The following is a 19,089-nucleotide window of genomic DNA, read 5'->3' on the forward strand; positions in this document are numbered from 1 at the left end:
TGAAATTTTCGGCTTAGTTGCCGGCAGCTTGCCGCCAACTCACTCCTCTAGATAAGTATTTTGGCTCACGCCCCTTCCTCTTTTGAGACGTTGTGACACTTAGGGTGCGGAATGTGGGCCTGAACATCCTGGGGATAGTCAGATTCCCCCCCCCCGGCAAGAACTTCCCACTGTCCAGTACTCTAGAAGAGCCAAAAGTAAAAAGGAAAAAAAACGGAGATAGGAGTGGGAAAATTAACACTGATCACTGATAACTGATAATCCTGTGGCTGTTTTAAAAGATAATCGGGCTACCGTCCAAAAGGTTCTTTGGATCACCCTGCTGCTGAACATTTTGGTTATGGCGATCAAAGCGGGGGTGGGTTTGAGAATTAGTTCTTTGAGTCTGCAAGCGGATGCTCTCCATAGTGTCACCGATAGTGCTAATAATGTCTTGGGATTGGTGGCGATGCGGTTTTCCTCTCCCTATCCCGATCGAGATCATCCCTACGGACATCTGAAATACGAAGCGATCGGAGCTTTAGCGATCGCCGCATTTTTGGGGATTGCCTGTTTTGAAATCTTGCAAGGGGCGGTCATGAGTATTATCAAAGGAGGCAAACCCGTCGAGATTGCAGGTCCGGAATTATGGCTATTAATTATCGTTTTAGGGGTGAATATTTTTGTCACCTATTATGAGAGATCCGTGGGGCAGCGTGTCGGTAGTGTGATTTTGATTGCCGATGCTCGTCATACCATGAGTGATGTGTGGGTGACAATTACGGTTTTATTGGGGTTAGTTGGGGTTTGGGTGGGCAATACGGCTAATATTCCCCAATTACAATGGTTAGATGTGATTTTGTCCTTTCCCGTCGCTTTTTTGGTGTTTAGCAGTGGTTGGAAAGTCCTGATGGAGAATTTACCTTTGTTAGTGGATGAAATGGCGATCGCTCCTGAAGTGATTCATCAAATTGTCCTGGAGGTGCCGGGGGTGCTTAATTGTCATGCGATCGCATCTCGGGGAGTGGTAGGAAGACAGGTATTTATAGAAATGCACCTAATTGTCTCCGCTCAAGATGTAGAAACTGCTCACGCAATCACGGAAGCGGTGGAAGCAAGATTAAGCCAACAATTTAGCCCTGTGAGAATTTTAATTCACGTTGAACCGCCGGATTATCACTCCGATCAGATCACTTTTGATGAAGAAGTGTGAAGCAAAAAAGCCTAAAATAAGTAGCGAACTTTTGCTAGAGGTGGCCATGGCGACAGAAAATCAAGCTAGAAGCATAGTAATTACTGGTGGAGCAGGATTTATCGGCTCGAATTTTGTTCATCATTGGTGCGAGAATTATCCTGAGGATCGTGTAATTGTTCTCGATGCTCTTACCTATGCGGGCAATTTGCATAATTTAGCGACACTGAAAGATAGAAAGAATCTCCGTTTTCTGCAAGGGGATATCTGCGATCGAGCTTTAGTTGATGAGTTATTTGCCAGTGAAAATATCGATACAGTTGCCCATTTTGCCGCCGAATCCCATGTGGATCGATCGATTCTTGGTCCTGGAGCTTTTGTGCAAACTAATGTGGTGGGAACTTTTACTCTATTAGAAAGTTTTCGGCAACATTGGTTAAGTAATCACCAACCCGATAACTATCGTTTTCTGCACGTTTCCACCGATGAGGTTTATGGCAGTTTAGGATTAGATGATCCGGCTTTTACCGAAACTACTCCCTATGCTCCTAATAGTCCCTATTCTGCCTCAAAAGCGGGGAGTGATCATCTAGCGAGAGCTTATTTTCATACCTACGGAATACCGACAATTATTACTAATTGCTCTAATAATTATGGTTCTTATCATTTTCCCGAAAAGTTAATTCCTTTGATGTGTATTAATATTCTTTTGGGTAAACCTTTACCTGTTTATGGTGATGGTCAAAATGTTCGAGATTGGTTATATGTGCGGGATCATTGTCAAGCTTTAGATACAGTTATTCACAAAGGAAAAGCGGGAGAAACCTATAATATTGGCGGAAATAATGAGGTAAAAAATATCGATTTAGTCAGGATGTTATGTGATTTAATGGATGAATTAGCTCCCGATTTACCCGTGAAACCTGCTCAGAATTTAATTACTTTTGTCAGGGATCGCCCCGGACATGATCGCCGGTATGCTATTGATGCCACTAAAATTCGCACCGAATTAGGTTGGCAACCCGAAGAAACGGTAGAGGGGGGATTAAGAAAAACCATTCAATGGTATCTCGATCATCGGGATTGGTGGCAACCTTTGTTATCCAAAGAATATCAAGAGTATTATGGGAAAGTTTACGGTTAGAAAAGGGTAAAAACTTTAATCTTAATTTTGGGTGTGTTAGCCAAAACTAACACCCTCAAACCTTGTACCTCACTACTAAGATATCGGCGTTATTTTCAATAATATCGAAAAGCTGCCGACCGTTCCCTCGATCGCCACTTGTGGAAATACCGTCGGGATGAGTTAGAATCGGAAAGAAGAATTTTTGAGTAACCATGATCAAATTACGTCTAAAACGCTTTGGTAAAAAACGCGAAGCCAGTTATCGTATCGTTGCGGCCGTTAGCACCAGTCGTCGCGATGGTCGTCCCCTAGAGGAATTAGGATTTTACAATCCCCGCACCGATGAAGTGCGTCTCGATGAAGAAGGAATCATCCGACGCTTACAACAAGGAGCGCAACCGACGGACACCGTGCGCAGCATTCTCACCAAACAGAAAATTTTCGAGAAAATCAATGCCTAGTACCCCCAATTATCTCGAACTGGTGAAATTTATGATCGAGCCGTTTTTGGAAGATCCGGCCAGTCTGAGATTGGATATCGAGCGCTGTAAGGAAAATGAACGTCTTTGGGTGCGTGTAGCCTTCGATGATGCCGATAAAGGCAAAGTTTACGGCCGGGGAGGACGCAATTTACAGGCGATTAGAACTACCCTAGAGATGGCGGCCGCAAATGCGGGTCGCTCTCTTTATCTAGAAGTCTATGCGGCCGAAAATGAAGGCGAACAGCGCCGCACCCGTCGTTCTAATGGTAACTTTGAAGGTACGGAAAGAAGGCCGAGCAATCGCCGACCACCTGCACCCCGGCAGCTCAACAACTAACGAGCGATTTTAGGAAAACAGGGAAGGGGTTTCATCCTCGACCCTCTCCAGTTGCTCTAATTGCTGCCAAACTTTGGCGAGTAAAGTGGTTAATCCGGCTCCTGTTACGGCGGAAATAGTCAAAATCTCGGCATTGGTTATTTTAGCAAACTGCTTTTGATAGTTATCTATCGTTTCCTCGTCCACAGCATCAATTTTGTTGAAAACCAGTATTTGTGATCGCTTTTCTAAGCCTCGACCATAGGCGGCCAATTCTCCTTGGATAATTTGATAATCGGCGATCGGGTCTTCTGCTGTCAAGGAGACAAGATGAATTAACAGGCGTGTGCGTTCGATATGGCGCAAAAATTCGTGTCCTAAGCCGATTCCTAGGTGCGCTCCCTCGATTAATCCAGGAATATCGGCGAATACCGTCCCATCTCCCGTGGGTTTGCGTACCACTCCCAAGTTAGGAATGAGAGTCGTAAAGGGATAATCGGCGATTTTGGGACGAGCAGAGGAAACGGCCGAGATTAGGGTGGATTTTCCCGCATTGGGCAGCCCGATAATGCCCACTTCCGCTAATAACTTCAATTCTAGGCGTAAATGGCGTTTTTCTCCGTCTAAACCGGGTAAAGCGTATTCAGGTGCGCGATTATTATTACTTAAAAAGTGGCGGTTGCCTAATCCCCCTTTTCCCCCGGCAGCGACGATTAAAGTCTGTTCGGGAGTGACCAAATCGCCGATAATTTCCTCGCTATCGAGATCGTAAACTACTGTACCACAGGGAACTTTAATAATGCGATCGCTCCCGTTGGCTCCAGTGCAGTTGTTCGGACCGCCCCGTTTACCGTCATCGGCCTTAAAATAGCGACTATACTGGAAATCTAGCAGGGTTTGCAGGTTCTGAGTCGCCACGAAAATCACCGAACCACCTTTTCCCCCATTACCTCCGGCCGGACCGCCAGCGGGGACGTATTTTTCCCGACGGAAAGCGACAATTCCATCACCTCCCTTACCCCCTTCTACTTCTATTTCGGCGCGATCAATAAACTGCATAGGATTAAGTAGTTAAAGTGAAAAAATGATCAAGCTTAAAGCGGTTATATGTTAATATCTTGCCAATTTAAAGCTTCTGCAAATCCCTGAAAATGTTTGACATCAGTGGTAGCGATGACTAGATAACGACTCGGATATTGTTTTTTTAATAACTGCCAATGAGCAAGAATGATAATATCTACGTCAATATTGTAATTATCAGCCGTTTGTTTGCCAATCTTTCGAGTTTCTACCCAAATTTGTGACGCTGCTAATATCACCTCTGTATCTAAATTTAAAAAATCAATGACATTGCGTAATTCATTAAGATTATCTAGGCTATTAAAGGAATTTTTTTTGACCGATTCTAATAATAGGCTTCTTCTGACTTCATAATCACAGATATCGGAACTAACTACATAAACGCCTTTAGACAAAAGTGAATAAAGCCAGTCTTCGCAGTCAGCTGGTTTACCCGCTTTTTTAGGATGAGTTAGTAAACCCAAAACCCCCGAATCGATAAAGACAATCATCCTTGGCTATAAAGCTTTGAACCTAAAGGACGAGCATTATCAATCGCAGTCTGAAAATTGAGCAAACACTCAGAAATTTGTTGGTCTTGCTCATCGGTTATTTGTGACCGTTTTTGTCGTCTTTGTTCTAAGATAGCCAAAGCCGAACGATTGCGTTTAATTTGTTCTTTTCGATCCCAATCTGGATAATTGACAAGTTTGGGTTTTAATTGATTCATCTCTTTTAAGTAGGTGGGTGTTAAAAATTGCCAGACACCACCCTTATCAAGGGGGGAAGGGGGGATCAAAGACAGAATCTATCTTTAATTTAATTGATTCATCTCTTTTACTGGAAATTATCTATCACAATCTTAGCCGATCCCTTGACACTTCACAACTCCAGTCACTATCTCCAAGGTTTTCAGTACATTTGTTCGCAAATAAAAAACTTGTTTCTGGGCGGGGAATCCCTACAATAGGAAACAGGATAATTAGTAGCAGATGAAAACCGATGGGGCAGTTTTTTAAACAAACTTTCGCTAGTTGCTTGGGAACTTTACTGGGATTATTGGCATTTTCGGTCTTAGGTGTGGGAGGATTAGCATTTTTACTGCTTTCCTTGCTTATTTCTAGCGATAGCTCCTCAGTTAAGGAAAAATCGGTCTTAGTTTTTAACTTGGCCACCAATATCAGCGATGCTCCTCCTAGTTCTAGTTTAGCCGATAGTTTGACCGGTGAGAGTACGACCACTTTAAATTTGCGACAGGTGATAGCGGCGATCGAAAAGGCCGCCCTTGATGATAACATTGTCGGTCTGTTACTCTATGGTCGCGACAATATCGGTGAATATGGCTATGCTACCCTGACGGAAGTGCGGCAAGCTTTGGCAAAATTTCGCCAATCGGGTAAAAAAATTATCGCCTACGATATGGAATGGACGGAGAAGGAATATTATCTCGCTTCCGTTGCTGAAACGGTGATTATTAATCCCGTGGGGAGAATGGAAATTAATGGTTTAAGTAGTCAACAAACCTTTTTTGCCGATGCACTAGAAAAGTATGGTGTGGGGGTGCAAGTGGTAAAAGTGGGTTCTTTTAAAGGTGCAGTGGAACCCTATACGCGTCAGGATTTAAGTGTCCAGAATCGTCAGCAGCTGCAAACCCTACTCGATACAATTTGGTCTAATTATAGTTCCACAGTGGCCAAAAGTCGCAATTTAACCCCCCAACAGGTGCAAACTATTTCTGATACTCAAGGTATTCTGGAAGCAACCACGGCAAAAGAGGCGGGTTTTGTTGATGAAGTGGCCTATTTAGATCGAGTAATTGTTTTAGCTAAAGAGTTGACGGGAGAAGCAAAAAATAAAACTAATGAGGAGGGAAATTCTAGCTCTTTTTCGCAAATTTCTTTAGCTAATTATGCTAGTTCTCTCGATGAGGAGGAAAATAGTAGCAATCAAATAGCGATAGTTTATGCAGAAGGGACAATCGTAGAAGGTCAGGGAGATAGAGGCCAAATCGGTGGGGATAAATTGGCGAAGGAACTGCGAAAATTACAGGGGAAGGAGGAGGTGAAAGCGGTAGTTTTGCGGATTAATAGTCCGGGGGGAAGTGCCACCGCTTCTGAGGTGATTCTGCGGGAAATTAAGCATTTAGATGCGACAAAACCGGTAATTATTTCTATGGGTGATGTGGCAGCTTCTGGGGGTTATTGGATCGCCATGGGGGGTCAAAGAATTTTTGCCGATAATGATACAATTACTGGTTCGATCGGTGTGTTTGGATTATTGTTAAATATCCAGAAGATTGCTAATAATAATGGCATCGATTGGGATACAGTGAAAACTGGAGAATTAGCCGATATATCTACTATTACCAGACCGAAAAATCCCCAAGAATTAGAAATTTATCAAGCGGCAGTTAATCGGTTCTATGATTTATTTATCGAGACGGTAGCCAAGGGGCGAAAATTATCCCCAGACAAGGTTAGAACTGTGGCCCAAGGTCGTGTCTGGACGGGAAAAGATGCGGTTAAAATTGGTTTAGTTGATCAAATTGGTGGTCTAGAAGTGGCAGTACAATATGCGGCCAAAACAGCTAAATTAGGGGATGATTGGAGTCTTCAAGAATATCCTCGATCGCAAAGTTGGCAAGAAGAACTTCTCTCTAATTTCTTGCAAACCTATCTTCCTCCTCTCACTAAAAATAATCATCCTTTGACGCAGGAATGGCAAAATTTTCAGCAGGAATTATTAAAGTTACCTACATTTAACGATCCCCATCGTGTTTATGCTAAGTTACTTTTTAATCTCGATTTTCGCTGATATTAGGTAAAAATAATGCTCGCTAATTCTGAAATTCTTTGACAAAAATTTCTATGAATCGCCCTAATAGTGTTATTCTTGGTTTAGCCTATATTCTGGGATTATTATCTACAGGTCTGGTAGATTTTAGTCCCCAGTTAAACCGATGGCAAGAAGTGATAATTAGAATTGTTATTCTTAGTCTAATTACCACGTTAACCACAATTTTTATCCGTCGTTTTTGGTGGCAAAGTCCCCCGAAAAAAATTTGGCTGATAGCGGGATTAATAGCTATATTTGCCGTTGTTTATCTAGAAATTCGCACTCCTTACCCCAGCGCAAACGATATCAGTCATCTTTTAAAAAATAATGTGGTTAACTCTATTAAAATCACGGGGAATATTATATCAGAAATCCGTCTCAATCGCCGAGAAAATTTACAATTTTGGTTAGAAGTAAAAGAATTTAGCCTCAAGAATTTACCAAAGGAAAAATCTACAGGTAAACTGTACGTTACTCTACCAAATCTAGCAGAAAATCAGGTTTATCCCGGACAAGAAATAACAGTTAAAGGATTACTTTATCGTCCCCGTCGTGCCAATAATCCCAGTGCTTTTGACTTTGCTAATTATCTAGCGCGTCAGGGTGCTTTTGCTGGTTTAAAAGGGGAAATAATTATTGATAAAAAATCACCGACTTTGGGAGTTTGGCAGATTCGTCAGCGCATTGTTGAGGCACAAATTCAAGGAATAGGCCAAGAAAAAGGCACTTTATTAAGTTCGATTACCCTCGGACGACAAGCGGTTAATTTGCCAGCAAAAATCACTGATTTATTTATTAAAACTGGATTAGCTCACATTTTAGCAGCTTCTGGCTTTCATGTGTCTATTTTGTTGGGATTTGTTTTAACTATTACTCGCAATTTATCCCCTAAAAAACAGTTTATTATTGCCGTTAGTATCTTAATAATTTACGGCACCTTAACAGGGTTACAACCTTCAGTTCTGCGGGCGATTTTGATGGGAATTGGGGCATTAATCGGTCTGCTTTATAATCGACAAGTTAATAGTTTAGGATCACTGTTACTAGCAGCTACAATTCTATTATTATGGCAACCTCTCTGGATTTGGGATTTAGGATTTCAGCTAAGTTTTTTAGCGACTTTGGGATTAATTATTACCGTTCCTTTACTGAAAAATAAAATTGACTATTTCCCTAATTTAATCGCTGAACCTATAGCTATTAGTCTAGCTGCCACTCTCTGGACTATGCCTTTATTAATGTTTACGTTTAACTCGATCACTCTTTATAATATACCCATTAATATTATCACAACTCCCCTAATTACCCTAATTAGTTTAGGAGGAGTTTTTACTGCTTTTTTAGGCTTAATTTATCCCCCTTTAGGCAGTATCGGTGCTAGTATTCTCTATTACCCTCTCAAGTTATTACTGCAAATTACCAACTTTTTTAGTCTGCTTCCTTTTAGTACCTACTCCACAGGTAAATTATCCTTAGGAGTGATGTTAATTATTTATATTTGCCTTACCTTAATCTGCTGCAATCTCTGGTTTCGTCAACGGTGGCATTTAGTCGGTTTATTTATCCTCACTTTAATTTTAATACCGATTATTTATCAACATTTAACTTTAACTCAGGTGACAGTTTTAGCCACCAAATCGCAACCAGTAATAATTATTCAAAATCGAGGAAATACTCTCTTAATTAATGGGGAGGAACCCGCAACAGCACGTTATACAGTTTTGCCCTTTTTGCGACAGGAGGGAATTAATCAAATACAAAGAGCAATAACCGTCAATAATTCGGCGCAATTCTCAACTATCAGTCAGAGCATACCGATTCAAAAAACTATTAATTTATCCCAGTTAGAAAAATTTAATCTTGGTGAAATTACTGGACAATTGCTCGAGAAAAATTTATTTAAATTTCAGGTAAAAAATCAATCTTGGCTATGGATTGTCAACCCGAAAATTCCCGTTAATTTATCCCAAGAATTCAGCCCCCTAGTGTTATTATGGCAGGGAAGCAATCTAGATAAACAATGGTTAGAGTCAATTCGACCGCAAACAGCGATCGCTGTCACTAACAATCTCTCCCGCAATGCCAAAAATCAACTGAGAAAGGCCCGGATTAAGACTTACTGGACCGGGAGAGATGGAGCGATTCAATGGACAGCAAAAAATGGATTTCAACCCTTTCTAATTAATGAGTGATGTGTATCACCAAAACTGAACAGGGAGCATGATGTACCACATAATTACTGACACTACCTAAGATTAACTCAGATAAACCCGATCGACCGTGACGACCAACAATAATTAAATCTATCCCCTCCTGCTGGGCAACTTGACAAATTTTCTGCCCCGGATCACCGATATAATAATCAGCCTTGGCCGTGATATTATCTTCCTTAGCTCGATCGACTAAACCGTTTAACCAAGCTTGTAATTCCGCTTGCATTTCTTCGGTGATTTGTTGTTCTAAGGCGATCATATCAGGGGGATAACCGCCACCATAACCGATCAGATTACCATAAATAAAAGTTTCCGTGTAGGGAGTCAAAGGTTGAGACAGACTATAAACAATTCGCAACTCACTAGCGTAGGTTTTCGCTAAGAGAATAGCCGTATTCAATACCTCTGGAGTGACATCTTGATAATCCACAGCCACGAGAATTTTATTATAGAGTTTGTTGGTATCCCGATCGACTGAGATTGTTTCCGTATTATCCATAGAATTAGCCTCCTCGATAGCAGATAACGTCAGGGTTGAAGTTAATCTTTTTTCCCATCGGCTGTCAGCAATACCCCGGGGAAATAGTCAAAAATTGCTGAAAGCTGATGATTGATCGCTGAAGATCCCCTACCTCTAGTGTGACATTTTTAGGATAATGTAGCTGAATTAGCAAAAAAATTAACAATTTACCCTACTGTCACCCCCTGTTCTGTGGTAACCCATCAGCATTTGTTGATACATATCATAGTCAGAACAGGATCAAGATTACATCTATATTGGCGCTAATGGGGGATGATAGATTGAAAGCGGATGTTTAAAGCTGTCCGGGCGTGTGAACCTCTTACAAATAGATTATATTTATAGATGTTAGTTCTTTTACACGCCTTTTTTTCCCTTTTTATATACCTATGGTAAAAATCAAGAATTGTCCCTCGGGTAGATCGAGGCGATAATAACTAGAAAAATGGCTCTCTTAGGTTTAGTGAGTAAAATGTATTCTAAGATACAGTCCTGCTGGCGAGCGAGTTGAAGGAACCACTCCAGACACAGAGGACACAAAGATTGATCGCTTCTATAGCAAGTTAAACTGATCACACAAAGAATAAGAGAGTCGAAAAATGGCCAATTAATGGGATAAATGCAATTTTTGTCTTTTTCTCTTGCCTTGAGAGATTTGCCCAGAGCAGCTGCGGTATATAATGCAATTAGAGCGAGTTCTAAACCAACAACTTATGATTAGTCGCTACATTATTCTATGGCTCCCGATGATCGTAATAGGAATTAGTAACGGTATTCTCAGGGAAAGCACCTACGGAAAATATCTCGATGAACTGCGCGCTCATCAAATTTCTACCCTGACAGGAATCCTCTTTTTTAGTCTTTATATTGGCACTCTTGTCTATTTTTTGGGTCTAGAATCCTCCGGGCAAGCAATTACCATCGGTTTAATTTGGTTACTATTAACAGTGGGTTTTGAGTTTCTGTTCGGCCATTTTATCGCCGGTCACTCTTGGTCAAGATTAGGGCAAGATTATAATCTTTTAGCGGGACGAGTTTGGATTTTTGTTCTCTTGGTCATTACTTTTGCTCCCTTACTATTTTATCAACTTTTTTCTTAATTATGAAAGCTATTATCATTAATCGCTATGGCGATAGTAATGTTCTCCAATACACAGACATAGAAAAGCCAATTCCCCAAGGGAAAGAAGTCTTAATTAAGATTATGGCAGCGGGAATTAATCCGATTGATTGGAAGATTCGTCGGGGGATGCTCAAAATAGCCACAGGTAATAAATTTCCCCTGCAATTAGGTTTTGATTATGGGGGAATTATCGTTGAAAAAGGTAGTCAGGTGGAACAATTTCAGATCGGAGATGAGGTTTTTGGTTTTGTTAATCAATTACCCGGTAGAACCTATGCTGAATATGCAATTATTCCCGCTTCCCTCTTAGTTAAAAAACCGCATAATCAGAGTTTTATTGAAGCTGCCGCCACTCCTTTAGCTGCTTCTACCGCTTTGCAAGTCTTGCGAGATTTTGGCAATATTCAAGCAGGAAATCGGATTTTAGTTAATGGTGCATCGGGAGGAGTGGGTAGTTTTGCTGTGCAGATAGGAAAAATTTTCTCCGCGCAAGTAGATGGAGTTTGTAGTAGTAAAAATATCGATTATGTCACCTCTTTAGGAGCCGATAAAGTTATCGATTATACCCAAGAAGATTGGAGAAAAACCGAGCAGAAATATGATATAATCTTCGATGCTGTGGCTAAGTCTTCTTTTTGGCACTGTCGTCAGCTTTTAAAACCCCAAGGCACCTATATAACCACCCTCCCAAATCCAGGAATTATCTTCCTAAATTATCTCGGTGCTTGGTTGCCCCAAAAAGGGAAACTGATATTTTTTGCTCAAGCACAAGCGTCTGACTGGCAATTTCTCAAAGAAGCGATCGAATCGGGTAAATTAACTGTTAGAATCGATCGCACCTATACTTTTTCCCAGGTGGCAGCAGCTCATAATTATAGTGAATCGGAAAGAGTGCGCGGAAAAATAGTCCTGATCCCCGATTAAGGATAAATAGTTAGGGATTTTTCTGTTTTTTTGGGGAACGAGTAAATAGTTTTAAGTAGGTAGAAACAGAGAATTCTTTAATTGGGAAGGTGATAAAAGTCAAGGGATTAATAGTAATAATAATATTGCGGCTATCCCTTTGTACCGCCTTGATAATCTGTTTAGCCACCCAATCGGCGGACATAATACCCACAGGATTTAAATTACTCTTAAAAGGGCCAAGAATTAGCTTTCTTACCACACAGGGGGCATCTAAACGACGCAGGGTAATCATATCACCGATCGCTCGTTTACTGAGTTCGTAGAGGGGACTAAAGGCAGGATTAACCTCCGCTTCCGAGGTATTCACCCAGACTTCCTTGCGGGCAATTTGCTCGTTAGTGCGGACAGTTTTGAAGAATAATTCCATTAAACGCCAGACGGAAAAAGTGTTCACTTGGTAGGCTAATTCGATCGCTTCTGGGGTTCTTTGGCCGTGGACATTAACGCCATGATTTAAAATCAGTATATCTACAGACTTAAATAGGTCCTCAAGTTGCGTTTCTTCACCGATTTGCCATTGTACGGTTTTTACAGGTACTGATTCGCCGTTAATTTCAATAGCGATCGCATTCTCCCCAGAAGTGAGCGCGATTACCTTGGCTCCCTTCAGTTGTAGGTACTTTAACAGCGATCGCCCTAAAGTTCCATTCGCTCCGGTAATGGCGATCGTTTTACCCTTGAGAGAAAGTGCCGTCCCCATCAATTTATCCATAAAGGTGAAAGTTCCACAATAATAAGCCTTTTGGTTATCAAAATGGTGTCGCCAGTGGTAAGTACGATTAACGCGCCATTGAGCGGGGAAACTCTCAAATTGCCCCGGACGATGGGTTAAATCGGTTAATTCCTCCAGATTGGCGATCCCTAAACCTCGACCGATCGCCGTACTGAGAAAAGTCAAAGTATAAAGGGAGCCAACCCAACCCAACCAAGGGCGATCGAAACCCCAAGAGTAGGCCAGTAGTACCGGTAAAACACTGGCAGCCAACATAACCAAGGCCTCCGGTACATCATTGTACCAGTGGGCCCGACGATAAATTTCCTCGCTCATTACCGACAGATCGGGACGAAAAACCCGATGATGCCAGACGTGCAGACGATAAAGGGGCTGCCAATGGTGGGCCAGAGCATGATAGCAATCACGCACGATCTCCACCCAAATAATTGAGCCACAAATCAGTCCGACACAGAGGAGCAGGTTTGACATAGGGGATAAATGTTAAATTTTCTCAACGAATGTAAACAAAGTAATCTTAGCCCAAAAAAGCGCATTTATCGGGTAAAAGGAACCAATAGCCTGAAAAACTGGGGTTTCTTTCCCGAAAAAAACTTAAGATTCCGTTAAAAATTTTAACAATTTTCGGTAAGATAAAGCAAGAAATAAGCTTCTATTTGAACAGTTACTTAACCTGAGTCGATTATGGCAGAAAATTATTGGTCGCGAGAGGATGATAACGAAGAATTAGACCCGATTGGTTCCCTCCTATCTGACTGGTCCGATCCCGAAGATGAGGAGGACGAATTTAGGAGCGAAATTTTTCAAGGCCGATCGGGACGCAGACAGAAAGCGGCTTTTAGCCTCATGGCGATCTGGACAATAATTATCGGACTTCATTGGCTGAGTTGGGGTTATTGGGCAATTATCGCCCTAACTATGGTACTATCGGGGCAAGCTTTGCGGCTGCTGTTCACGAAACCAGAAACGCCGCCAATTCCCTTACTGGATAAGGATTTAACCTCTGTCCCCAGGGTGTCCCTCTTAGTAGCGGCCAAAAATGAAGAAACCGTAATCACGAAACTGGTTAATTATCTCTGTCATCTAGACTATCCCCAAGATAAGTTAGAAGTCTGGATCGTCGATGACTATAGCACCGATAACACCGGTGCGATTCTCGATCGCCTTACTTTAGAATATCCCCAATTAAAAATTCTCCATCGTCCTGCTAATGCCGGAGGTGGCAAATCCGGCGCCTTGAATCAGGTTTTATCCCTGACTAACGGGGAAATTATCGGCGTATTCGATGCCGATGCGGGATTATCCTCCGATTTACTCCGTCATGTGGTCCCAATGTTCGACGATCGAGAAGTGGGTGCGGTACAGGTGCGAAAAGCGATCGCCAATGCCGCCGAAAACTTCTGGACAAAAGGACAAGCGGTAGAAATGATCTTTGATAGCTGTTTCCAACAGCAACGGATCGCGGTGGGAGGGATCGGAGAATTGCGCGGAAATGGTCAATTTGTCCGTCGTAGTGCCTTAAATCGTTGCGGGGGTTGGAATGAACAAACGATCACCGACGATCTTGATTTAACTATTCGTCTCCATATCGATAATTGGAAAATTAATGTCTTAAATTTTCCCGCAGTAGCAGAAGAAGGGGTGACAACTGCGATCGCTTTATGGCATCAGCGCAATCGTTGGGCCGAAGGTGGTTTTCAGCGTTATCTCGACTATTGGAAAGCAATTTTAAAGTCTCCCATGCCTTGGCCGAAAAAGTTTGATTTAATTGCTTTTTTGCTCGTTCAATATATCTTACCTGCGGCCGCTATTCCCGATCTTTTAATCACTATTACCCAGCATCAAGCTCCGATTTTAACTCCTTTAACTGGTTTGGCTCTTTCCCTTTCTCTCTGGGGGATGGTGACAGGATTAATCCGAGTCAATACGGGTAGAAAATTCACTTTCGCTCTCGGTTTAGACATCCTTGCTCAAACCCTTCGCGGCATGATTTATATGATGCACTGGTTTATTATTATTCCCAGTGTCAGCCTCCGGATGGCTTTGCGTCCTAAACGTTTAAAATGGGTGAAAACCGTTCATCTGGGGGAACATCTCAGTGCCGAAGTTTAATTTTCGAGGATAGACTTCAAAAACTTTGGCCTTATCAGGCTCGAAATCCCCTGTCAGTCAAGGTTACAGCCTTTGGAAACCCCTTTCGGAAAAATTTCCAATTTCCTTAATCATGCTTGCTACCAATAATGTGTTAATTTAGATACAGAATTGAATTCCGTGACAGCACTGGGGTGGCGAAAAGCGCTCGCTCCAGTTTTTTTTGTGATCGGTTAGCGGAATGTCTGCGCTTGTTAATCACTTTAAGGTTAAATCCAGGGAAAATGCCATTAATTTCTTATCGAGAAAACGGGTTTCTTGAAGAAACCCGTTTTCTGTGGGGTTTTTTGCGGAAAGCATCCCCCTTTCCTCGTAGGTTAAGGGGGTGAGATCATAACAATCCGTTGCCAAAACCGACTTTTCAGAATACAATACATAAGAGTAGTCATTCATCGCTCAGATTAGTTAAGATGATATTACATGACTAATAATATTGACCATGATCGATTATTTAAGGAGTTAATCTCCACCTTTTTTGTCGAATTTATCGAGTTGTTTTTCCCTCAATTGATAGATTATTTAGATAGGGAATCGATTACTTTTTTAGACAAAGAAGTATTTACCGATGTCACGGAAGGAGAAAGACATGAAAGCGACTTAGTAGCACAGGTTAAGTTTCGAGGAAAAGAATCTTTCTTTCTGATTCATCTGGAGGCGCAGGAAAGTTCCCGCAAGTGGTTTAATTGGCGATTCTCGACGATGAAGAACACGAGCAAATGTAATTGTATCTTCTTCAACAAAAAAACCAATTCTATAGTCACCAATTCGGATACGATAGGCATTATATTCTCCTTTTAATTTTTTAAGGTTGTTAATTTCGCTTAGCTGCTTAACTGCTAAAATATCAGTAAAGACAAGGTTTTTTATGACTGAGTAAGGGGAGGTACTTTTTAAATCTTTAAGATCCTTGATAAAAGTAGGAAGATAGTTGATTTTCATTCTTTTTCTAATTCAATTAATGCTTCCTCCAAAGTTAAGGGAGTTTCATCTTTAACGTCTATCATGGCGCGATAGAGTCCAGTATCTTCATAGGTTTCTATTATTTGTTGATAGTCTTCAAAGTTAATAATAACTTGCTGTATCTGACCTTGATTATCTGTAATCAAGTCTTGAGCAAAGGGATAATCTTTGATGTTCATAATTAATTGTTCCTCATTTTGCTTGGGTTTCTAATCCCCTTCTAATTTGATATTGATTATTTTCGATCAGAGAACGGGCAGCATCACTAAGATTATTATCACCTTCGATAAACCATAAAAAGGCGTGGGTATCCATTAAAATTTTCATGGCATATATTCCTCAAATTCTTCGATGGGATCATCAAAATTGTCAAGCATTTTAACGATGCCTTTTGCGCTTCCATATTGGGGATGTTTAACAGTAGGAGGAAGAGAAATGATTTGAAAGTCTTGACCTTCATTATTCTGGATAATAACTTGTTCACCTTTTGAGGCAGCTTTAAGGAGGTCAGAAAGTTGACTTTGGGCTTCGTTTAAAGTTAGTTTTATCATAGCTCTATTCAGTTAAATATTAATTTTTGAGATGATAATTTACCTTAATTATTATCTAATGTAACCTGAATTTGCCCTAACAATTCCTCACAATATTTAACCAAGGGAATCCCCAATTCTTGGCATAATTTAAGCGCTTGTTGGCAATGGCTGAGGGCAAGTTGAGGGCGATTAGTTTTGTGGAAGATTTCGGCAAGAACTCTTAAATTATGGGCGGTTAAATATTTAAAATTAATCTCTTGGGAAATAACTAAGGATGCTTGAATTTTGCTTTCTGCTTCGCTGTATTGTTCTAGTTTAATCAATGCTTCACCCATGTTATATAAAGAAAATGCCACCCCTCGCCGATCGCCAATTTCGTCACTGATGTCGTGATATTGCTGGAAGTGGGAGATCGCCTTTTCATGCTCCCCTAACGAGTCATAACAAACTCCCAGATTGCCTAAAGACCTTGCCACCCCCTGCCGATTACTGATTTCCTTACTGATGTTGTGATCTTTCTGGTTGAGGGCGATCGCCTTTTCATACTGCCCTAACGAGTAATAACAACTACCCATATTGCCTAAAGAAATTGCCACCCCTCGCCGATCGCCGATTTCTTCACTGATGTCGTGATATTGCTGGTGATAGGCGATCGCCTTGTCATACTTCCCTAACGACTTATAACAAAATCCCAGATTGCCTAAAGAAATTGCCACCCCTTGCCAATCTTCCATTTCCTTACTGATGTCGAGACATTGCTGGTTGAATGCGATCGCTTTTTCGTACTGTCCCAAGGAACGATAACAACTTCCCAAATAACTTAACGAGTTACGATAACAAACTTGTTCCCGTTGACTCCCTGCAATCACCTGTTCATAATGATCTGCTTGCTTACGATAAAATCCTTGTAAATCTAAAAAACTATTAACTGATTTATTTTTCTCTTCTCCTCCTCGATCCTCATTCAAAATATCGTAAGCTAACTGCCATTCTCCCAATTCCCCTGCATGGTGAAACGCCTCTAAATATTCCTTCAAATCTTCCAAGGATTCCCAGGGAGGGACAGGTAAATGAGCTAAATAACAATCTAAGGCTAATTGATGGGCAGATCGCAATATTTCAGGATTTGCTTGATCTTGCACCACCATGGAAATTAAAGGCAAAAACTGAAACTGTCGCCGTTTTACATTGTATTCGGGGGGAAATTCTTGTAATAAGGATAAACGAGCTAAATAGCGTAAATCTTCCTCAGTTATTTCTGGAATTAACCCCTGGGCTAACCTGTCATCAAAATTCTCCCGCAGTACCGACAACCGCGTTAAACTCTCCCTAAATTCTTTCGATAATCGCGCTAAACTGGCGGTAATCACTTCTCTAACACAGGTTTCCGTGTCGCGGTGATAGCCCTCCACATCAAACATATTTAAGCCTAAATTTTGCGATTCGGTGACAGAAACCCCTTTCCCAAACTTATCTTTCATCAAACTACAAACCAGTTCCATTAAGAGGGGATGACCTCCCATTTTATCGACAAATTGGGCTAATTCTTCATCGCTTCCCGTTAAGCCGTGATCTTCGGTGACATAACGCATCGCATCCGCTTCTTTTAACCCTTTTAAAGGCCAAGAATAATAATAATCTTGCAAATTGACGGGGAATTCTAGCTGTTCTCGACTGGTGACCAACAGCTTACTGCTGCTTTCTGTGTTTAACCATTTTTGCAAGAATTGCTGATAAACCAAATTTACTGGGGCAGTTAGTACCGTTTCCAAATTATTCAACACTAATAAACAGGGTTTAGCGGTTAACCCTTTGCTGATTGCGTCTATTAATTGCCCATCATTCCATTTTTCATCATAATTTTGTTTTAACTCCTCTAATAACCACCGTCCGAACTGTGCCAAAGGGTAAGGCTGGTTAAAATTAACCCATAATACTGGCCAATCAGCAGTTAATTGATCTGTAAACTTTCTCGCCAGGGCAGTTTTACCATAACCCCCGGCGGCGGTAATCTCGATTAACCTTAGATGGTCATTCCCTAACGCTGTTTGGAGTTCTTGCAATTCTTCCCGTCGTCCTTGCCATCTACGCACGGGTGGGAGTTGCGTATCCACTAACCCAGAGGTGGTCAGGGGTTGGGGGGAGGATTGAGCCGTTGCTTCGGGTTTAGTTACCGCTTTTTTAGAGGGTTCAGAGCGCCTTTTATGCCACTCCTCCGAAAATTTAGTCAAATTTGTTGTCTTATCGCCGCATTTCGCCCACAGAGTTAGGGAGAACCGCCATTCCTCACACCCCTGCTTTTCATTTTCGTGACGCTCATCCCGAAGAATGCCTAGATAATCGGCCAAATAGTGGCTAATCGCGTCCCTAACTTGATCTTTGGTTAATTTTTCCCCTTTCTGCTCTGCCAAGCGTACTAAAGCCGCCACATTCGTCTTAACCTGCAAAAGCTTCTCCTCTTCCCCTAGAGCCAGCTTGACTCCCCAATCATTATCCTCACATTGACAGTGAGCCACATAATCTAATAAGACTTCAAACAAGCGTTTGACCCTTTTTTCAACAGTTTCGCCATAACTCTTCTTAGGCATGGGATTAGATCGGTAGAGGTTAGGGATAGCTTATTTTAGTCTATTTTTTGGGATGATGAAAAACACCCCCAGAAAACGGGTTTCTTTAAGAAACCTGTTTTCTAATGAAAACCTAGGGGCCGAAATTGAGCATCGTTGATGATTTTAACCGTTTCTCCTGATTGCTTAATCACAAATAAACCGCGCCGATAAGCATAACTATACTTTGCACGGTTATAACTTGCATTTTTTACTCAAAGACAATAATATAGTTCAAGAGTCATAATTAGAAGCAAAGCACTCATTAAAAACATGATTAACCTAGAATTCACGG

General features: G+C 41.4%; 21 protein-coding genes and 2 pseudogenes. 10 read left to right on the forward strand and 13 right to left on the reverse strand.

What is annotated here, in order from left to right; genetic code table 11:
• Positions 1-265: 265 nt before the first annotated feature.
• Positions 266-1,192: a CDF family zinc efflux transporter Cdf31 gene (cdf31, locus tag EWV60_RS13725; protein WP_287232819.1), complete on the forward strand. Its 927-nt coding sequence runs from the start codon at positions 266-268 to the stop codon at positions 1,190-1,192.
• A 46-nt stretch (positions 1,193-1,238) separates the two neighbouring features.
• Positions 1,239-2,315 carry a dTDP-glucose 4,6-dehydratase gene (gene rfbB / locus EWV60_RS13730; RefSeq protein WP_287232836.1) on the forward strand — a complete coding sequence of 359 codons (1,077 nt, stop codon included), beginning with the start codon at positions 1,239-1,241 and terminating at the stop codon, positions 2,313-2,315.
• Positions 2,316-2,370: 55 nt separating this feature from the next.
• Here the strand turns inward: rfbB and EWV60_RS13735 are convergent, their stop codons facing one another.
• A complete protein-coding gene (locus tag EWV60_RS13735) occupies positions 2,371-2,511 on the reverse strand; it encodes a hypothetical protein (protein ID WP_287232820.1) in 141 nt (46 codons plus the stop codon).
• On the opposite strand from EWV60_RS13735, the gene rpsP reads away from it, so the two are divergent.
• The gene (gene rpsP / locus EWV60_RS13740) at positions 2,510-2,758 is read left to right on the forward strand and encodes a 30S ribosomal protein S16 (protein ID WP_002736858.1); all 249 of its coding nucleotides are present in this window, start codon (positions 2,510-2,512) and stop codon (positions 2,756-2,758) included. The two genes, EWV60_RS13735 and rpsP, sit on opposite strands and share 2 nt — an antisense overlap.
• A complete protein-coding gene (locus tag EWV60_RS13745; protein WP_002736767.1) occupies positions 2,751-3,116 on the forward strand; it encodes a KH domain-containing protein in 366 nt (121 codons plus the stop codon). The genes rpsP and EWV60_RS13745 overlap by 8 nt, the downstream gene beginning before the upstream one ends.
• Before the next feature lie 9 nt (positions 3,117-3,125).
• On the opposite strand, the gene obgE is transcribed toward EWV60_RS13745, so the two are convergent.
• Genes obgE through EWV60_RS13760 form a run of 3 tightly spaced genes read right to left on the reverse strand, consistent with a single transcriptional unit; the run spans position 3,126 to position 4,884 of the window.
• Entirely contained in the window at positions 3,126-4,154 is a 1,029-nt protein-coding gene (gene obgE / locus EWV60_RS13750) for a GTPase ObgE (RefSeq protein ID WP_002753947.1), read from the reverse strand.
• 44 nt (positions 4,155-4,198) lie between these two features.
• Positions 4,199-4,666, reverse strand: coding sequence for a type II toxin-antitoxin system VapC family toxin (locus EWV60_RS13755; protein WP_287232823.1), 468 nt, complete (start codon positions 4,664-4,666; stop codon positions 4,199-4,201).
• Positions 4,663-4,884: a hypothetical protein gene (locus EWV60_RS13760; protein WP_110577738.1), complete on the reverse strand. Its 222-nt coding sequence runs from the start codon at positions 4,882-4,884 to the stop codon at positions 4,663-4,665. Before EWV60_RS13760 ends, EWV60_RS13755 begins: the two co-directional genes overlap by 4 nt.
• A gap of 272 nt (positions 4,885-5,156) precedes the next feature.
• Between EWV60_RS13760 and sppA the strand changes: the two genes are divergently transcribed.
• Together sppA and EWV60_RS13770 are read left to right on the forward strand one after the other, a co-directional pair.
• Positions 5,157-6,968 carry a signal peptide peptidase SppA gene (gene sppA / locus EWV60_RS13765; protein ID WP_002774592.1) on the forward strand — a complete coding sequence of 604 codons (1,812 nt, stop codon included), beginning with the start codon at positions 5,157-5,159 and terminating at the stop codon, positions 6,966-6,968.
• A gap of 53 nt (positions 6,969-7,021) precedes the next feature.
• Positions 7,022-9,181: a ComEC/Rec2 family competence protein gene (locus tag EWV60_RS13770; protein WP_287232837.1), complete on the forward strand. Its 2,160-nt coding sequence runs from the start codon at positions 7,022-7,024 to the stop codon at positions 9,179-9,181.
• On the opposite strand, the gene EWV60_RS13775 is transcribed toward EWV60_RS13770, so the two are convergent.
• Positions 9,171-9,701: a universal stress protein gene (locus tag EWV60_RS13775; protein ID WP_287232827.1), complete on the reverse strand. Its 531-nt coding sequence runs from the start codon at positions 9,699-9,701 to the stop codon at positions 9,171-9,173. The two genes, EWV60_RS13770 and EWV60_RS13775, sit on opposite strands and share 11 nt — an antisense overlap.
• A 734-nt stretch (positions 9,702-10,435) precedes the next feature.
• On the opposite strand from EWV60_RS13775, the gene EWV60_RS13780 reads away from it, so the two are divergent.
• Positions 10,436-10,822 (forward strand): hypothetical protein, encoded by a 387-nt coding sequence (locus EWV60_RS13780; RefSeq protein ID WP_287232829.1) that lies wholly within the window; start codon positions 10,436-10,438, stop codon positions 10,820-10,822.
• A 2-nt stretch (positions 10,823-10,824) separates the two neighbouring features.
• The gene (locus tag EWV60_RS13785) at positions 10,825-11,769 is read left to right on the forward strand and encodes an NAD(P)-dependent alcohol dehydrogenase (RefSeq protein WP_287232831.1); all 945 of its coding nucleotides are present in this window, start codon (positions 10,825-10,827) and stop codon (positions 11,767-11,769) included.
• A 10-nt stretch (positions 11,770-11,779) separates the two neighbouring features.
• Here the strand turns inward: EWV60_RS13785 and EWV60_RS13790 are convergent, their stop codons facing one another.
• Positions 11,780-13,015 (reverse strand): bifunctional sterol desaturase/short chain dehydrogenase, encoded by a 1,236-nt coding sequence (locus tag EWV60_RS13790; RefSeq protein WP_069473858.1) that lies wholly within the window; start codon positions 13,013-13,015, stop codon positions 11,780-11,782.
• A 213-nt stretch (positions 13,016-13,228) separates the two neighbouring features.
• On the opposite strand from EWV60_RS13790, the gene EWV60_RS13795 reads away from it, so the two are divergent.
• Positions 13,229-14,656 carry a glycosyltransferase family 2 protein gene (locus EWV60_RS13795; protein ID WP_103113168.1) on the forward strand — a complete coding sequence of 476 codons (1,428 nt, stop codon included), beginning with the start codon at positions 13,229-13,231 and terminating at the stop codon, positions 14,654-14,656.
• A 237-nt stretch (positions 14,657-14,893) separates the two neighbouring features.
• On the opposite strand, the gene EWV60_RS13800 is transcribed toward EWV60_RS13795, so the two are convergent.
• A complete protein-coding gene (locus EWV60_RS13800; protein WP_287232833.1) occupies positions 14,894-15,088 on the reverse strand; it encodes a hypothetical protein in 195 nt (64 codons plus the stop codon).
• A gap of 27 nt (positions 15,089-15,115) precedes the next feature.
• Here EWV60_RS13800 and EWV60_RS13805 point away from each other — a divergent pair.
• Positions 15,116-15,394: pseudogene (locus EWV60_RS13805) on the forward strand (hypothetical protein); the annotation flags it as partial.
• Here the strand turns inward: EWV60_RS13805 and EWV60_RS13810 are convergent.
• The 6 genes and pseudogenes from EWV60_RS13810 to EWV60_RS13835 all read right to left on the reverse strand — a co-directional run.
• Entirely contained in the window at positions 15,293-15,634 is a 342-nt protein-coding gene (locus EWV60_RS13810) for a type II toxin-antitoxin system RelE family toxin (protein WP_287232834.1), read from the reverse strand. The pseudogene EWV60_RS13805 and the gene EWV60_RS13810 overlap by 102 nt on opposite strands.
• A complete protein-coding gene (locus tag EWV60_RS13815) occupies positions 15,631-15,834 on the reverse strand; it encodes a RelB antitoxin-like protein (protein ID WP_002732229.1) in 204 nt (67 codons plus the stop codon). Before EWV60_RS13815 ends, EWV60_RS13810 begins: the two co-directional genes overlap by 4 nt.
• A 13-nt stretch (positions 15,835-15,847) precedes the next feature.
• Positions 15,848-15,982 (reverse strand): hypothetical protein, encoded by a 135-nt coding sequence (locus EWV60_RS13820; RefSeq protein ID WP_002753982.1) that lies wholly within the window; start codon positions 15,980-15,982, stop codon positions 15,848-15,850.
• Entirely contained in the window at positions 15,979-16,206 is a 228-nt protein-coding gene (locus tag EWV60_RS13825; RefSeq protein ID WP_193978744.1) for a type II toxin-antitoxin system Phd/YefM family antitoxin, read from the reverse strand. Before EWV60_RS13825 ends, EWV60_RS13820 begins: the two co-directional genes overlap by 4 nt.
• Before the next feature lie 44 nt (positions 16,207-16,250).
• Positions 16,251-18,776 (reverse strand): tetratricopeptide repeat protein, encoded by a 2,526-nt coding sequence (locus tag EWV60_RS13830; RefSeq protein ID WP_287232835.1) that lies wholly within the window; start codon positions 18,774-18,776, stop codon positions 16,251-16,253.
• Positions 18,777-18,877: 101 nt separating this feature from the next.
• Positions 18,878-18,973, reverse strand: a pseudogene (locus tag EWV60_RS13835) (DUF3782 domain-containing protein); the annotation flags it as partial.
• Positions 18,974-19,089 lie beyond the last annotated feature (116 nt).

The sequence above is a fragment of the Microcystis sp. Msp_OC_L_20101000_S702 genome (genome assembly GCF_007095705.1).
Lineage (GTDB): Bacteria > Cyanobacteriota > Cyanobacteriia > Cyanobacteriales > Microcystaceae > Microcystis > Microcystis ichthyoblabe_A.

Coding starts and splice junctions, on each gene's coding strand:
- rfbB (WP_287232836.1), top strand. CDS start 1,239: ATGGCGACAGAAAATCAAGCTAGAAGCATAGTAATTACTGGTGGAGCA.
- rpsP (WP_002736858.1), top strand. CDS start 2,510: ATGATCAAATTACGTCTAAAACGCTTTGGTAAAAAACGCGAAGCCAGT.
- EWV60_RS13735 (WP_287232820.1), bottom strand. CDS start 2,511: ATGGTTACTCAAAAATTCTTCTTTCCGATTCTAACTCATCCCGACGGT.
- EWV60_RS13745 (WP_002736767.1), top strand. CDS start 2,751: ATGCCTAGTACCCCCAATTATCTCGAACTGGTGAAATTTATGATCGAG.
- obgE (WP_002753947.1), bottom strand. CDS start 4,154: ATGCAGTTTATTGATCGCGCCGAAATAGAAGTAGAAGGGGGTAAGGGA.
- EWV60_RS13755 (WP_287232823.1), bottom strand. CDS start 4,666: ATGATTGTCTTTATCGATTCGGGGGTTTTGGGTTTACTAACTCATCCT.
- EWV60_RS13760 (WP_110577738.1), bottom strand. CDS start 4,884: ATGAATCAATTAAAACCCAAACTTGTCAATTATCCAGATTGGGATCGA.
- sppA (WP_002774592.1), top strand. CDS start 5,157: ATGGGGCAGTTTTTTAAACAAACTTTCGCTAGTTGCTTGGGAACTTTA.
- EWV60_RS13770 (WP_287232837.1), top strand. CDS start 7,022: ATGAATCGCCCTAATAGTGTTATTCTTGGTTTAGCCTATATTCTGGGA.
- EWV60_RS13775 (WP_287232827.1), bottom strand. CDS start 9,701: ATGGATAATACGGAAACAATCTCAGTCGATCGGGATACCAACAAACTC.
- EWV60_RS13780 (WP_287232829.1), top strand. CDS start 10,436: ATGATTAGTCGCTACATTATTCTATGGCTCCCGATGATCGTAATAGGA.
- EWV60_RS13785 (WP_287232831.1), top strand. CDS start 10,825: ATGAAAGCTATTATCATTAATCGCTATGGCGATAGTAATGTTCTCCAA.
- EWV60_RS13790 (WP_069473858.1), bottom strand. CDS start 13,015: ATGTCAAACCTGCTCCTCTGTGTCGGACTGATTTGTGGCTCAATTATT.
- EWV60_RS13795 (WP_103113168.1), top strand. CDS start 13,229: ATGGCAGAAAATTATTGGTCGCGAGAGGATGATAACGAAGAATTAGAC.
- EWV60_RS13800 (WP_287232833.1), bottom strand. CDS start 15,088: ATGAATGACTACTCTTATGTATTGTATTCTGAAAAGTCGGTTTTGGCA.
- EWV60_RS13810 (WP_287232834.1), bottom strand. CDS start 15,634: ATGAAAATCAACTATCTTCCTACTTTTATCAAGGATCTTAAAGATTTA.
- EWV60_RS13815 (WP_002732229.1), bottom strand. CDS start 15,834: ATGAACATCAAAGATTATCCCTTTGCTCAAGACTTGATTACAGATAAT.
- EWV60_RS13820 (WP_002753982.1), bottom strand. CDS start 15,982: ATGAAAATTTTAATGGATACCCACGCCTTTTTATGGTTTATCGAAGGT.
- EWV60_RS13825 (WP_193978744.1), bottom strand. CDS start 16,206: ATGATAAAACTAACTTTAAACGAAGCCCAAAGTCAACTTTCTGACCTC.
- EWV60_RS13830 (WP_287232835.1), bottom strand. CDS start 18,776: ATGCCTAAGAAGAGTTATGGCGAAACTGTTGAAAAAAGGGTCAAACGC.